Source organism: Stenotrophomonas maltophilia (assembly GCF_023518235.1).
Classification (GTDB): domain Bacteria; phylum Pseudomonadota; class Gammaproteobacteria; order Xanthomonadales; family Xanthomonadaceae; genus Stenotrophomonas.
In genome coordinates this window covers 142,245-156,405 of record NZ_CP090423.1, presented here as the reverse complement: position 1 = coordinate 156,405, position 14,161 = coordinate 142,245, and the positions used below count along the sequence as shown (strand labels likewise).

The window sequence follows — 14,161 nt, the reverse complement described above, 5'->3', positions numbered from 1 at the left end:
CAGATGGATCAATCGCTGATCAACCGCATAGTCGAAGGTGCCCTGCTGGCCTCCAGCCAGCCGCTGACCCTGGCCCAGCTGAAGGACCTGTTCCCGGAAGAGGAACCAGCACCGCCGGGCAGCATCGAACGTGCGCTGGAGCGCCTGCGTGAAGCCTGCGCGGAGCGCGGCGTGGAACTGGTCGAGGTCGCCTCCGGCTTCCGCTACCAGGTCACCGGCGAAGTGCACAGCTGGATCAGCCGGCTGTGGACCGAACGCAAGACCCGCTACACCCGTGCCACGCTGGAAACCCTGGCGCTGATCGCCTACCGGCAACCGATCACCCGCGGCGAGATCGAACAGGTGCGCGGCGTGGCGGTCAGCAGCAACATCATCCAGGCCCTGGAAGAACGTGAATGGATCCGTGTGGTCGGCCACCGCGACGTGCCCGGCAAGCCGGCACTGTTCGGCACCACCAAGGGCTTCCTGGACTATTTCGGCCTCAAGCGCCTGGACGAACTGCCGCCCCTGTCCGAACTGAAGGACCTGGGCGAGCTGGAACCGCAGCTGGCGCTGGACCGCGATGGCCCGGCCGTTGCCGGTGCAGACGGCCCGGATGTTTCGGCCGGCGCCGACGGCGCTGCCGCCAACGATGACGCCGGCCTGGCCGGCAGTGACACCCCAGATTCCGCCGATGCAGACACTGCCTCGGCTTCCGATGAGCAAGCACCTTCGCCCCTCGATGATGGGCACCCCGATTCCGCGCCGGGCGAGCGCGCGGTGCCAGTGAACGAACGCGAAGACAACGCCGTCGCGACGACGACCGTGGCTGTTGACCAAGCCGATTCCGAACCAGAGGCCGACCTCGAAACCGTCGGCCGGAGCAAAACTGATGAGTGACACCCCCCGTAACAAGCTCTCGCTCAAGCGCGAAGCCACCTCCGAACAGTTCAAGCTGGAAGAGCGCCTGCACAAGGTGCTGGCCCAGGCCGGCCTCGGCTCGCGCCGCGCGCTGGAACAGCGCATTGCCGAGGGCCTGGTCAAGGTCAACGGCGAAGTCGCGCAGACCGGCATGTCGGTCAAGAGCGGCGACAAGATCGAGCTGGATGGCCGTGGCTTCGTCGCCACCGCGCTGGCCGAACCGTCGCGCGTGCTGGTCTACAACAAGCCGGAAGGCGAAGTGACCACCCGCGAAGATCCCGAAGGCCGCCCGACCGTATTCGAATCGCTGCCGCCGCTGAAGGGCGCGCGCTGGATCGCCATCGGCCGCCTGGACATCAACACCACCGGCCTGCTGCTGGCCACCACCGACGGTGAACTGGCCAACGCCATGATGCACCCGTCGCTCGAGGTCGAGCGCGAGTACGTGGTGCGCGTGCGCGCCCCGGAAGGTGAGGAAAAGGTCTCCGACGCCATCGTCGACCGCCTCGCCCGTGGCGTCGCGCTGGAAGACGGCCCGGCCAAGTTCGACGAGATCGAACGCATCGGCGGCACCGATTCGCACGATTGGTTCCGCGTCGTGGTAAAGGAAGGCCGCAACCGCGAAGTGCGCCGCCTGTGGGAATCGCAGGGCTGCCAGGTCAGCCGCCTCAAGCGCACCCGCTACGGCAAGGTCAGCCTGCCGCGCGAACTGGCCCGTGGCCATTCGGTGGAACTGGGCACCTCCCAGGTCGAAGCCCTGCGTGCGCAGCTGAAGCTGGAAGAAGGCGCGCCGTCGGCACTGACCCTGCAGCCGGTGATCGGCCAGCGCCGCGCCGCCAAGACCACCGTGCGCGTGCGCGAAGGTGGCCGTGGCAATGCGTACGTCAACGGCCACAACACGGCCGACGAAGGCCGCGAACTGCGCCGCTTCGACAACGTGCGCGAAGATCGCGGCCGTGGTCGCGGTGGCAAGGGTGGCGGCTTCAAGGGCGGCCTGACGGTCAGCGGTGAAGCGGCGGCCAAGCAGTCGCAGAAGCCGTTCAAGCAGCGCGCGCCGAAGAATGATCGCTCGCTGCCGGAAGGCAACCCGGCCGCGTTCCGTACCTGGTACGTGCCGGACGGTGTCAGCACCGGCCCGAGCGGCCATCGCAATGCCGGTCCGGGCGCACGTGGCCCGGGTGCCCGTGGTCCGGGCGCGGGCGGCCAGGGCCGTCCGTACGGCAAGCCGAAGAGCGCAGGCGCAGGCGCCGGTGGCGGCCAGGGCCGTGGCGGTTTCGGCGGTGAAGGCCGTGGCGGCGCAGGCGGCCAGGGTCGTCCGGCCGGTGGCGGCAACCGCTCGCAGGGCCAGGGCAACAAGCACCCGTACGGTCATCCGGGCAACGCCCCGAGCTTCCCGTCCGACCACGCCACCCCGGGCTTCAACCCGTATGGCAGCCCGAAGCCGGCACACGGCGCCCGTCCGGGCGGTCGCGGTCCGGGTGGCGGCAACAACCGTGGCCCGGGCGGTAATCGCGGCCCCGGCGGTCCGGGTGGCAACCGTGGCCCGGGTGGCCCCGGCGGCAACCGCGGTCCGGGCGGCCCGCGCCGCAGCGGCCCGCGCGGCGGCTGATCGCTACTGCGACTGAAACGAAAAACCCCGGCGCAGGCCGGGGTTTTTCTTTGTCTGGTGTCGGCCCGAGATTGGGCGCGACCGATGGTGCAGTTCCGTTTTAGGAAAGGTTTGAAAACAAGTTATCTGTGTCACAGGTCGCCGTAACCGGGTCGACCGGTCTCTATCGTGGGCGCTCTTCCACACCACAGGGCACTTCCCATGACTGGCATCACCCCCGAACAGGCACGCGCCAACGCCGACCTCGCTGGCCGTACCACCGGCGAATTCATCCAGGACATCGATTACTCCATTGATGCCAATTCACGCGAAGGCAAACGCAATATCGTGGTCGCCCTACCCCGCGGCCTGGCGCGCGAAGGCCAGGCCGAAGCAGTAATGGCGCATTACCAGGACCGTGGCTACGAGGTCGAACAACTGAGCGTAACCGGTCACGCCTGGAACCTGCAGATCGGCTGGTAAGAAGAAGGGGACGTAGGGGACTAAGTCGCTCTTGCCACATTGCGAGTGGTCAAGGCGAAAACGACTTAATCCCTTCCGTCCCCTTTTTTGGGGTCAGCGGCGGCTGATGGTGAAGGCGGTGCCGTCCACGCCCAGATCCCAGCCTTCGCCGGTGCCGGACAGGGCCAGCGAGATGTCGCCCTTGGTCATCACCTGCGCGTTGCTGGACTTCACCGCACCCGCGTGCGCGCCAACCGATGCGTAGGTCCCCAGCAGTTCATTGACGCTGACCGCACCGGTGAAACTGCCCCGGCCATTGGTGATCTTCGATTTACCCACCGTCAGGCCGCCCCCCTTCATCTGGATGCGTACCGGCAGGCTGGCACCGTTGCTGCAGGTGACCGTGCCGTTGCCGGAGGCGGTCTTGTAGATCAGCGACCAGCCGGACAGGTTGTAGCGAAGCTGGCAGTCGAGATTGCCGGCGGCGTGCGCGGCCGGGGCCAGCGACGCGGCAGACAGGGCCAGCAGCAGGGCGAAGGGCTTGTTCATGGCGGGACTTCCAGATCGTTCGGACTGCTGGCGAATCTAGCAGCGCGCGCGTGCACGATGGATGCACGCGCGCGTACAGGTGCGGCCAACATTCAGCCGCCGTCCGGCTGGCTCAGGCCTGCTCGTCCAGATGGAACGCATCGGCATCGAGCATCGCCGGGAAGCGTGCGCGGTGCGCGGCCAGCGCCTCGGCCGAAATGGTGGTGGTCACCACCTGCTCGCGCTCGCGGATCTCCACCTGCGGCTGGCCGAGGAAATCGATCACCGCGCTGTCGCCTGCATAGTGCAGCTGGTTGCCATCCACGCCCACGCGGTTCACTGCAGCCACGAAACACAGGTTCTCGATCGCCCGCGCGCGCAGCAGGGTCTTCCACGCATAGGCACGCGCCGAGGGCCAGTTGGCGACGAAGATCTGCAGGTCGAAGTCCAATTGCTCGGGACGCTCGACGTTGTAGCGGTTGCGGCAGAACACCGGGAAGCGCAGGTCGTAGCAGACCTGCGGATTGATCCGCCAGCCCTTCCATTCCACGCTCAGGCGCTCGCGACCGGCGGCATAGCGTTCGTGCTCGCCGCCGTAGCGGAACAGGTGACGCTTGTCGTAGTACTGCAGCCCGCCATCGGGTGTGGCGAACAGCAGGCGGTTGTACACGCCCTCGCCATCGCGCAGCTGCACGCTGCCGATCACCGCCGCGTTCAACGCCCGGGCCTGCTCGCGCACCCAGGCCACAGTCGCGCCGTCCATGCCTTCGGCCTGGGCGATGGCATCGTTGGAGAAGCCACTGGTGAAGGTCTCCGGCAGGATCACCAGGTCGGTGTTGCCGGCCAACGGCGCCAGCAGCGCGCCGTAGTATTCACGATTGCCCGCCGGGTCATGCCAGCGGGTATCGCCCTGGACGAGGGAAATGCGCAGGTCCTGCATCATCGCTGCTCCGCTCAAAGAAGGCGCAGGCGTTCGATCGCCGCGTCCATGGTCGCTTCATTCTTGGCAAAGCACAGGCGCACCAGGCGCTGGCCAGCCGGGGGATTCTCGTAGAACGGCGACAGCGGGATGGCGGTCACGCCCTTCTCGATGGTCAGCCACTTCACGAACTCGTGATCCGGCAGGTCGCTGATGGCCGAGTAGTCGACCAGCTGGAAGTAGCCTCCCGGCACCGGCAGCGGCTTCAGGCGGGTACCGGCCAGCTGCTCGCGGAAGCGATCGCGCTTGGCCTGGTAGAACGCGCCCAGCTCCAGGTGGTGTTCCGGCTCGTCACGGATCATCGCGGCGAAGCCGTACTGCGCCGGGCCAAAGCTGGTAAAGGTGTTGTACTGGTGCACCTTGCGGAACTCGGCGGTCAGCGCCGACGGCGCGATCGCGTAGCCGATCTTCCAGCCGGTGCAGTGGTAGGTCTTGCCGAAGCTGGAAATGACGAACGCGCGCTCGCGCAGTTCCGGGTAGCGCAGCACCGATTCATGACGGCGGCCGTCATAGATGATGTGCTCGTACACTTCATCGGAGATCAGGTAGATCTGCGTGCCGCGCAGCAGCTCGGTCAGCGCCTGCATGTCCTGCGCCGACAGCATCGCGCCGGACGGATTGTGCGGGGTGTTGACGATCAGCATGCGGGTGCGCGGAGTGATTGCCGCACGCACGCGATCCCAATCGACCGCGAAGGTCTGCGGATCGAGCGACACATGCACCGCCCTGGCGCCGGCCAGGTCGATCGCCGGCTCATAGCAGTCATACGCCGGGTCGAGCACGATCACTTCCTCGCCGGCACGCACCACGGCGTGGATGGCATTGAAGATCGCCTCGGTGCCGCCGCTGGTGACGGTGATCTCGCTGTCCGCGTCGATCTGTGCGCCATAGCAGTCCAGCGCCTTCTGCGCGATCGCCTGGCGCAGCGGCGCCACGCCGGTCATCGGCGGGTACTGGTTCAGACCGGCAGCCATCGCCCTGGCGGTCTCGTCGATCAGGCGCTGCGGCGCGGAAAAGTCCGGGAAACCCTGGCCCAGGTTGACCGCGCCGTGTTCGGCGGCGAGCTGGGACATCACGGTGAAGATCGTGGTACCGACCTTGGGCAGCTTGGTGTTGGGTTGCATCGGCCTGGGGAGTATGGGGAGACGGATCCCCGAGTTTACGCAATCCCTGCTTCGGTAGTGCCGGCCGCCGGCCGGCAACCTCGGCTGGCAGATGGGGAAATTGCCGGCCAGCGGCCGGCACTACCATCTGAATTCACCGCTACAATTGCCGCCGCACTCCGGCATGAAGACCCCTGCCCCTTGAACACCCCTGCATTGCTGGCCGCCAGTGGCCTGAGCTTCTCCCGCAATGACGAGCCGGTGTTCGGCCCGCTGGACTTCCACGTGGACGCCGGCGAAGCCCTGCTGGTGCAGGGTGGCAACGGTGCCGGCAAGACCACGCTGCTGCGCGTGCTGGCCGGCCTGGCCCGGCCCGGTGCCGGCCAGGTACGGATCGACGGCAAGCCGGCCAGCAATGCCGAGCGGGCGCGCTACGTCGCCTATCTCAGCCACCTGCCCGCGCTGAAGCCGGACCTGGATACGCTGGAGAACCTGCACTTCCTGTGCGGCCTGCACGGCCGCCGTGCGCGGCAGATGCCGGGCAACGCGCTGGCCATCGTCGGCCTGGCCGGCTACGAAGACACCCTGGTGCGTCACCTGTCCGCCGGGCAGAAGCGGCGCCTGGCGCTGGCGCGCATCTGGCTGTCGCCGGCGCCGCTGTGGCTGCTCGACGAACCCTATGCCAACCTCGACCTGGAGGGCATCACCCTGGTCAACCGGATGATCTCGGCGCACCTGCGCGCCGGTGGCGCAGCGCTGGTCACCACCCATGGCGCGTATGCCGCACCGCCGGTGCGCACCCGCCAGCTCGACCTCGGTGGTGCCGCATGATCGCGCCGGGTACCGAACCGGGCCTGTGGCAGACCGCCGGCGCCCTGCTCAAGCGCGATCTGCGCCTGCTCTGGCGCCGTCGCGGCGATGCGCTGCAGCCGCTGCTGTTCGCAGTGCTGGTGGTGGTGCTGTTCGCGCTGGCCCAGGGCCGCGAACCAGAACTGCTGAGCGCCACCGCCGGCGCCGTGCTGTGGCTTGCGGTGCTGCTGGCCGGGCAGCTGTCGCTGGATTCGCTGTTCCGTTCCGATGCTGAAGACGGCTCGCTGGAGCAATGGCTGCTGGCACCGGTGCCGCTGGCCTGGCTGGTACTGGTGCGCGTGCTGCTGCACTGGGCCACCACAGCGCTGCCGTTGATCGTGGTCAGCCCGTTGCTGGCCGAAATGCTGCATCTGCCGCATGACCGGCTGCCGCTGTTGCTGGCATCGTTGCTGCTGGGAACGCCGTTGCTGAGCCTGATCGGTGGCGTGGTCGCCGCGCTGACCGTAGGCATCCGGCGCTCTGGTATTCTCGTGGCGTTGCTGTCGTTGCCGCTGTACGTGCCGGTGCTGGTGTTCGGCGCAGGCAGCCTGGCGGCGGCCGGACGCGGACAGGATCCGGTCGGTGCACTGCTGATGCTGGGCGCCGGCCTGCTGGTCGCGCTGGTGCTGGCACCGCTGGCCACTGCTGCTGCAATACGCATTTCTCTGAGTTGACCGAGCTGAGAGCCAATCCACCCCTGCTGGATAGCCGCCACGCATGAATCCGATTGTCCGCTGGTTCCACCAACTCGGTTCACCGCCCACGTTCGACCGTTTCGCTGCCCGCTGGTCGCGGGTGTTCTACCTCGCTGCGGTGCCGGTGCTGCTGGTCGGCATCTGGCAGGCGCTGCTGGTGGTGCCGCCGGAGGCCCGGCAGCTGGACAGCTTCCGCATCCTCTACATCCACGTGCCCAGCGCCTGGATGAGCCTGTTCGTGTTCGCGCTGATGGCGCTGTATGCCGCCATCGCACTGATCTGGCGGATCAAGGTCTGCGAGATCCTGGCCATGGCCTGCGCGCCGATGGGCGCCGGCTTCACCCTGATCACCCTGCTCACCGGCAGCATCTGGGGCAAGGGCACCTGGGGCACCTGGTGGGATTGGGACCCGCGCATGACCAGTGAACTGGTGCTGCTGTTCCTGTACCTGGGCGTGATCGGCCTGTACCACGCCATCGAAGACCGCCGCAGCGCCGCGCGCGCGGCCGGACTGCTGGCCATCGTCGGTGTCAGCCTGCTGCCGGTGATCCGCTACTCGGTGGACTGGTGGGGTGGCCTTCACCAGCGCCAGTCGATCAATGTATTTGGTGACTCGGCGATCAGCAGCGCGATGATCGCGCCGCTGTGGTGGATGGTGATCGGCACCAAGTTCTGGTTCGCCGGTTCGGTGCTGGCCAAGGCGCGCGCCGACAACCTCGACCGCGAGGCGGGCAAGGCCTGGGTCGGTGGCCGCGTCGATTCAGAGCGCCCGGCCCGGGAGGCCCAGCCATGACCCACCTGCCCTATGTGATCGGTGCCTACGCCGTGTTCGTGCTGGTGCTCGGCGCCGATGTCCTCGGTTCGTGGCTGCGCCTGCGCGTGGCGCGCCGCCTGGCACTGGCCCGGCAGCAACGGCAGCAGACCCGCGCCGGCAAGCAGGACGCAGCGGCCTCGCTGCCGACGGAGCTGGAACGATGACGCCGGTGCAGCGTCGCCGCCTGGCCTGGGTACTGCTGGCCCTGCTTGCCTCCGGCCTGGCCACCGCACTGGTGGCGATGGCGTTGGAGCGCAACATCGCCTATCTGTACACGCCCGCCGAAGTACTGCGCGGCGATGTCGATGCACAGACGCGCTTCCGCTTGGGCGGCATGGTGGTGAAGGGATCCTTCAACCGCCCGGTCGGCTCGCTGGAGGCACGCTTCGAGGTGACCGACGGCGATGCACAGCTGCCCGTGGCCACCTCACGGATCCTGCCGGACATGTTCGCCGAAGGCACGGCGGTGGTCGCCAGTGGCCGCCTGCAGGATGGCGTGTTCGTCGCCGACGAAGTGCTGGCCAAGCACGATGAAAAATATGTGCCGAAGGAAGTGGCCGACAAGATGGGCGACGCCCATCGCAAGCATGACGTGCCGGTAACGGCGCCCGAGGTGCGTTGAGTGCTGCCCGAACTGGGTCAGATCCTGCTGTTGTGCGCGCTGCTGGCCTCGCTGCTGCAGACCGCCCTGCCGCTGGCCGGTGCACATCGCAACCATGCCGCATGGATGGCGGTGGCACGACCGGCCGCCTTCGCGCAGTTGCTGCTGCTGGCCGGTGCGTTCGCGGTGCTCACCGCCGCATTCGTGCAGCAGGACTTCTCGGTGCGCTATGTCGCCGAGAATTCCAACTCACTGCTGCCGATGATCTACCGCTACTCGGCGGTGTGGGGTGCGCACGAAGGCTCGCTGCTGATGTGGGCGCTGGTGCTGGCACTGTGGACCGGCGCGGTGGCGCTGTTCTCGCGGCACCTGCCGGCGCCGGTGCAGGCGCGCGTGCTGGCGGTGATGGGCATCGTCAGCGTCGGCTTCCTCGCGTTCCTCATCTTCACCTCCAACCCGTTCCTGCGCCTGAACCCGGCGCCGCTGGAAGGCCGCGACCTCAACCCGCTGCTGCAGGACCCGGGCCTGATCATTCACCCGCCGATGCTGTACCTGGGCTACGTCGGCTTCGCGGTGCCCTTCGCCTTCGCCGTGGCCGCACTGCTGGAAGGCCGCATCGACGCGCGCTGGCTGCGCTGGACGCGGCCGTGGACCAACGTGGCCTGGGGCTTTCTGACCCTCGGCATCGCGCTGGGCAGCTGGTGGGCCTACTACGAGCTGGGCTGGGGCGGCTGGTGGTTCTGGGACCCGGTGGAGAACGCCAGCTTCATGCCCTGGCTGGTCGGTGCGGCACTGATCCACTCACAGGCCGTCACTGAAAAGCGCGGCACCTTCGGCAGCTGGACCCTGCTGCTGGCGATCGCCGCCTTCGCGCTGTCGCTGCTGGGCACGTTCCTGGTGCGCTCGGGCGTGCTGACCAGCGTGCATTCGTTCGCCGCCGATCCCTCGCGCGGCCTGTTCATCCTGATCTTCCTGTCGCTGCTGGTCGGCGGCAGCCTGCTGCTGTACGCACTGCGCGCCAGCCAGCTGAGCGTGGATGCCGACGATCCGCGCCGCGGCTTCACCGCCACCTCGCGCGAAACCCTGCTGCTGGCCAACAACCTGCTGCTGGCCACGGCCTGCGCGATGGTGCTGCTGGGCACGTTGTACCCGCTGCTGGCCGACGCGCTGTCACTGGGCAAGATCTCGGTCGGGCCACCCTACTTCGGCAGCCTGTTCCTGCTGCTGATGGCACCGATGGTGCTGCTGCTGCCGTTCGGGCCGCTGGTGAAGTGGCAGCGTGACCAGCCCTCGCGCGCCTTCGCGCTGCTGGCGCCCTGGCTGGGCCTGGCGGTGGTGCTCGGTGCATTGGCCTGGTGGCAGGCGCCGCAGAACGGCTGGAAGGCCGGCATCGGTGTGGCCGCCGCCGCCTGGGTCGGGCTCGGTACCGCGCGCTTTGTCTGGCAGCGGCTGCGCGGCAATGGCCGCTTCACCGCCGAAATGCTCGGCATGATTGTTGCCCACACCGGCATTGCGGTGTTCCTGGCGGGCGCACTGCTGGTGGAAGCCCTGAACGTGCAGCGCGAAGTGGCGCTGGCACCGGGCCAGCAGCTGGTGGTCGGCCGTTACGAGGTGCGCTTCGAGGGCGTGGACCACCGCGAAGGCCCGAACTTCATCGCCGACCGTGGTCATCTGCGGGTGTTCCGCAACGGCCATGAACAGGCCCTGCTGCATCCGGAGAAGCGCCAGTACGCCAGCGGCGGCCAGGTGATGACCGAAGCCGGCATCGATGCACGCTTCGATGGCGATGTCTACGTGGCATTGGGCGAGCCGCTGGGCAACAATGCATGGGCGGTGCGGGTGCATATCAAGCCGTTCGTGCGCTGGATCTGGCTGGGCGCGCTGCTGATGGCCCTGGGCGGATTCATCACCGCCGCTGACCGCCGTTTCCGTCGTCCGTAGGAGTTTCCATGTCCGAGTCCCCCGCCCCGCGCCCCTCCCGCCCGCTGCCGCCGGTAGCCATCGTGATCGGCGTGCTGTTCTTCTTCGGCCTGCTCGGGCTGATGATCTACGGGGTGATGAAATCGGGCGACCCGCAGCGTGACGTGCTGCCTTCGGCACTGATCGACAAGCCCGCGCCGGCGTTCGCGCTGCCGGTGCTGCACGACCCGGACATGATCGTGCGCAGCGATGAGCTGCGCGGCGCCCCCTACCTGCTGAACGTGTGGGGCAGCTGGTGCGCGGCCTGCCGCGAGGAACACCCGGTGCTGACCCGTTTCGCCGAGAGCAAGCGCGTGCGCGTGATCGGCTACAACTGGAAGGACGACCCGACCGACGCACTGCACTGGCTGGAACAGCTGGGCAATCCGTTCATGGTGGTGCTCAGCGATGTCGAGGGACGTACCGCGATCGACTGGGGCGTGACCGCTGCGCCGGAGACCTTCCTGGTCGATGGCAGCGGCGTGGTGCGCTGGAAGTACAGCGGTGCGATGACCCAGCGTGTGGTCGACGAGAAGCTGATCCCGGCGCTGGAAAAGATCGAAAAGGCGCAGGGCAATGCCGGCACTACCCTGCATACGGCACCGTAACCCGATGCGCTGGCTGCTGGTGCTGCTGCTGATGCTGCCACTGGCCACGCTGGCCCAGCAGCCGCTGCACGACCCGCAGCCGCTGCAGTTCCGCGATGGCGCCGAAGAGCGTCGCTTCCATGACCTGGCCGCGCAGCTGCGCTGCGTGCAGTGCCAGAACCAGTCGCTGGCCGACTCCAATGCCCAGATTGCCCAGGACCTGCGCCGCGAGGTGCTGCAGCTGATGCAGCAGGGCCACGACGATGCGCAGATCAAGCAGTTCCTGGTGGCCCGCTATGGCGAGTTCGTGCTCTACCAGCCGCCGCTGCAGCCGGGCACCTGGCTGCTGTGGGGCGGCCCGTTGCTGGTACTCGGTGCCGGTGCGCTGGTGGTGCTGGGCATCGTCCGCCGCCGCGGGCGCACGGTGGCTGCCGCACCGGCCGGCAAGGACGATGAAGGAGACGGCTGGTGAACGTGTGGCTGCCGACAATGGCCGGAGCCGTGGCAGCACTGATGGCGGTGCTGGTGCTGTGGCCGCTGCGCCACCACGGCCGCAAAGGGTTTTTCGTGGGTGTGCTCGCACTCGGCGTTGCCGGTACCTGCCTGTATGTGCTGGTGGGTGATCCCCGTGCTGCGCAGCTGAAACCGGCAGCCACGGTGGCGACCTTGCACGATGGGGTGCAGGCCCTGCAGGACGCACTGAAGCGCGATCCGCAGCGTGCCGATGGCTGGGCCCTGCTGGGCCGTTCGCAGGCCGAACTGGGCGACGCTCCCGCCGCGGCCGCCGCGTTCGCCCGCGCCGCAGCGCTCGCCCCCGATGATCCGGGAGTGCTGGTGGAAGCGGCGCAGGCGCGTGCCCAGGCCGACCCGGGCAAGCAGTTCGATGACACCGCCGTGGCCTGGTTGCAGCAGGCTCGATCACTGGCCCCGGACGCGGAGCGGGCCAGCTGGTTGCTGGGCATCGCCCTGCGCCAGCGTGGCCGCAATGCCGAGGCCGCCGATGTATGGAGCAGTTTGCTGCCACGGCTGGAACCCGGTGCCGCGCAGGCGTTGCAGGCGCAGATTGCCATCGCCCGTGAGGCGGCCGGCCAGTCCGCCGAGGCAACGGTTGCAGCGGCGCCGGCATTGCTGCAGGTACGTGTGCAGTTGCCGGCCATGAAAGCGGCCGAGTGGCCGGCCAGCACCCAGGTGTTCGTGCTGGCGCGTGCCGTCGGCGGGCCGCCGATGCCGGTGGCCGCACGCAAGCTGCCACTGGCCGGCTTCCCGGCCACAGTCGGGCTGGGCGACGCCGACAGCCCGATGCCCACCGCACCGCTGTCGGCGCACCGCGAAGTGGAAGTGCTGGCGCGCATCTCGCGCAGCGGCAGCGCCAACCGGAGCGAAGATGACCTGCAGAGCGTCCCGGTAAAGGTGAGCCTGCCTCATGAAGGCGTCGTGGAGCTGCGGTTTCCGTAGCGCACCGCGCGGTAGTGCCGGCCGCCGGCCGGCAACCACGCAGGCGCATCAAGGTTCATGAGGTTGCCGGCCAGCGGCCGGCACTACCGTGTCGATCGCCAATGGAAACCAGCGTGTCGCCAGCTGCACATGCCGCCCCGCTAGAATGCCCTCATGACCGAATTCATCCCGCCCGGCACGCGTTTCCACGCCCTGCCCTCGCCGTTCCCGTTCAAGCGCGGTGGCGCCCTGCACGGCGCACGCGTGGCCTTCGAAACCTGGGGAACGCTGGCCACCGATGGCAGCAACGCGATCCTGATCGTCACTGGCCTTTCCCCGGACGCGCATGCCGCCGCCAATGAGGCCAACCCGGCACCGGGCTGGTGGGAAGCGATGGTCGGCCCGGGCAAGCCGATCGATACCGACCGCTGGTTTGTGGTGTGCGTCAATTCGCTGGGCAGCTGCAAAGGTTCGACCGGCCCGGCCTCGCTCAACCCCGCCACTGGCCAGCCCTACCGCCTCGATTTCCCCGAGCTGTCGATCGAAGACGGTGCCCGTGCCGCCGTCGAGGTCGTGCGTGCGCTGGGCATCACCCAGCTGGCCTGCGTGGTCGGCAATTCGATGGGCGGCATGACCGCATTGGCCGTGCTGATGCTGCACCCGGGCATCGCACGCAGTCACATCAACATCTCCGGCAGTGCGCAGGCGCTGCCGTTCTCGATCGCGATCCGCTCGCTGCAGCGCGAGGCGATCCGCCTCGACCCGCGCTGGAATGGCGGCCACTACGACGACGCCGAATACCCCGAGTCCGGCATGCGCATGGCGCGCAAGCTGGGCGTGATCACCTATCGCTCCGCACTGGAATGGGACGGCCGATTCGGCCGCGTGCGGCTGGATTCGGACCAGGCCGACGACGATCCGTTCGGCCTGGAATTCCAGGTGGAAAGCTACCTGGAAGGCCACGCGCGTCGCTTCGTGCGCTTCTTCGATCCCAACTGCTACCTGTACCTGAGCCGTTCGATGGACTGGTTCGACCTGGCCGAGTACGCCGATGGCGACGTGCTGGCCGGGCTGGCGAAGATCCGGGTGGAGAAGGCGCTGGCCATCGGCGCCAACACCGACATCCTGTTCCCGGTGCAGCAGCAGCAACAGGTCGCCGACGGCCTGCGTGCCGGTGGTGCCGAGGCGCGCTTCATCGGCCTGGAATCGCCGCAGGGCCATGATGCGTTCCTGGTCGATTTCGAGCGGTTCGGCCCGGCCGTGCGCGACTTCCTCGACGCGCTGTAAGTGGGCTGGCGGCGCAACCTGGCGCTGGCCGCGTTCGGCGCCTTGATCGCATTGATGATCAGCGGCGTGCTGCCGCTGTGGCTGGGCGGCGGGTGCCTGCTGGTCAGCGCAGTGTCGTTCGGGCTGTACGGCCACGACAAACGCGCGGCCCAGCGAAAGCAATGGCGGATTCCCGAACGCACGCTGCAGCTGCTGGCGTTCGCCGGCGGCTGGCCCGGCGCGCTGCTCGGCCAGGCCGTATTCCGCCACAAGCACCGCAAGGCCGCATTCCAATGGGTGTTCTGGCTGTGTGTGCTGGCCAACGTGGCCTCGATCGCGGTGCTGCTGCGCGAGTTTTCGCGATAACCCTCGCAATCGGTAGTGCCGGCCAGCGGC

At 68.2% G+C, this 14,161-nt stretch carries 17 protein-coding genes; 14 read left to right on the top strand and 3 right to left on the bottom strand.

Annotated features, from left to right (window positions below):
- Positions 1-3: 3 nt before the first annotated feature.
- From scpB to LZ605_RS00920, 3 genes are all read left to right on the top strand, one after another.
- The gene (scpB, locus tag LZ605_RS00930; protein WP_249843491.1) at positions 4-879 is read left to right on the top strand and encodes an SMC-Scp complex subunit ScpB; all 876 of its coding nucleotides are present in this window, start codon (positions 4-6) and stop codon (positions 877-879) included.
- A complete protein-coding gene (locus LZ605_RS00925; protein WP_249843490.1) occupies positions 872-2,509 on the top strand; it encodes a pseudouridine synthase in 1,638 nt (545 codons plus the stop codon). Before scpB ends, LZ605_RS00925 begins: the two co-directional genes overlap by 8 nt.
- Positions 2,510-2,710: 201 nt before the next feature.
- Positions 2,711-2,971: a hypothetical protein gene (locus LZ605_RS00920; RefSeq protein WP_249843489.1), complete on the top strand. Its 261-nt coding sequence runs from the start codon at positions 2,711-2,713 to the stop codon at positions 2,969-2,971.
- Positions 2,972-3,064: 93 nt separating this feature from the next.
- On the opposite strand, the gene LZ605_RS00915 is transcribed toward LZ605_RS00920, so the two are convergent.
- The 3 genes from LZ605_RS00915 to LZ605_RS00905 form a co-directional block, all read right to left on the bottom strand.
- Positions 3,065-3,499 (bottom strand): hypothetical protein, encoded by a 435-nt coding sequence (locus tag LZ605_RS00915; protein ID WP_107230949.1) that lies wholly within the window; start codon positions 3,497-3,499, stop codon positions 3,065-3,067.
- Positions 3,500-3,611: 112 nt separating this feature from the next.
- Complete coding sequence (locus LZ605_RS00910) at positions 3,612-4,418, bottom strand: amidohydrolase (RefSeq protein ID WP_249844976.1); 807 nt, start codon at positions 4,416-4,418, stop codon at positions 3,612-3,614.
- 14 nt (positions 4,419-4,432) lie between these two features.
- Positions 4,433-5,581 (bottom strand): pyridoxal phosphate-dependent aminotransferase, encoded by a 1,149-nt coding sequence (locus LZ605_RS00905; RefSeq protein ID WP_249843488.1) that lies wholly within the window; start codon positions 5,579-5,581, stop codon positions 4,433-4,435.
- On the opposite strand from LZ605_RS00905, the gene ccmA reads away from it, so the two are divergent.
- The 11 genes from ccmA to LZ605_RS00850 all read left to right on the top strand — a co-directional run bounded on the left by ccmA (position 5,507) and on the right by LZ605_RS00850 (position 14,131).
- Complete coding sequence (gene ccmA / locus LZ605_RS00900; RefSeq protein ID WP_429001136.1) at positions 5,507-6,391, top strand: heme ABC exporter ATP-binding protein CcmA; 885 nt, start codon at positions 5,507-5,509, stop codon at positions 6,389-6,391. The two genes, LZ605_RS00905 and ccmA, sit on opposite strands and share 75 nt — an antisense overlap.
- A complete protein-coding gene (gene ccmB / locus LZ605_RS00895) occupies positions 6,388-7,083 on the top strand; it encodes a heme exporter protein CcmB (protein ID WP_249843487.1) in 696 nt (231 codons plus the stop codon). Before ccmA ends, ccmB begins: the two co-directional genes overlap by 4 nt.
- Before the next feature lie 43 nt (positions 7,084-7,126).
- Positions 7,127-7,897: a heme ABC transporter permease CcmC gene (gene ccmC, locus LZ605_RS00890; RefSeq protein ID WP_249843486.1), complete on the top strand. Its 771-nt coding sequence runs from the start codon at positions 7,127-7,129 to the stop codon at positions 7,895-7,897.
- On the top strand, positions 7,894-8,082 hold the full coding sequence (gene ccmD / locus LZ605_RS00885; protein ID WP_249843485.1) for a heme exporter protein CcmD: 189 nt from the start codon (positions 7,894-7,896) through the stop codon (positions 8,080-8,082). Before ccmC ends, ccmD begins: the two co-directional genes overlap by 4 nt.
- Positions 8,079-8,540, top strand: coding sequence for a cytochrome c maturation protein CcmE (ccmE, locus tag LZ605_RS00880; RefSeq protein WP_249843484.1), 462 nt, complete (start codon positions 8,079-8,081; stop codon positions 8,538-8,540). Before ccmD ends, ccmE begins: the two co-directional genes overlap by 4 nt.
- Entirely contained in the window at positions 8,541-10,460 is a 1,920-nt protein-coding gene (locus tag LZ605_RS00875) for a heme lyase CcmF/NrfE family subunit (RefSeq protein ID WP_249843483.1), read from the top strand.
- Between the two features lie 8 nt (positions 10,461-10,468).
- Positions 10,469-11,086 (top strand): DsbE family thiol:disulfide interchange protein, encoded by a 618-nt coding sequence (locus LZ605_RS00870; RefSeq protein ID WP_249843482.1) that lies wholly within the window; start codon positions 10,469-10,471, stop codon positions 11,084-11,086.
- A gap of 4 nt (positions 11,087-11,090) precedes the next feature.
- On the top strand, positions 11,091-11,537 hold the full coding sequence (locus tag LZ605_RS00865) for a cytochrome c-type biogenesis protein (protein WP_249843481.1): 447 nt from the start codon (positions 11,091-11,093) through the stop codon (positions 11,535-11,537).
- Complete coding sequence (locus tag LZ605_RS00860; protein WP_306803899.1) at positions 11,531-12,520, top strand: c-type cytochrome biogenesis protein CcmI/CycH; 990 nt, start codon at positions 11,531-11,533, stop codon at positions 12,518-12,520. The genes LZ605_RS00865 and LZ605_RS00860 overlap by 7 nt, the downstream gene beginning before the upstream one ends.
- Positions 12,521-12,673: 153 nt before the next feature.
- Complete coding sequence (gene metX / locus LZ605_RS00855; protein ID WP_249843479.1) at positions 12,674-13,786, top strand: homoserine O-acetyltransferase MetX; 1,113 nt, start codon at positions 12,674-12,676, stop codon at positions 13,784-13,786.
- Entirely contained in the window at positions 13,787-14,131 is a 345-nt protein-coding gene (locus LZ605_RS00850; protein ID WP_249843478.1) for a DUF1294 domain-containing protein, read from the top strand.
- Positions 14,132-14,161: the final 30 nt, after the last annotated feature.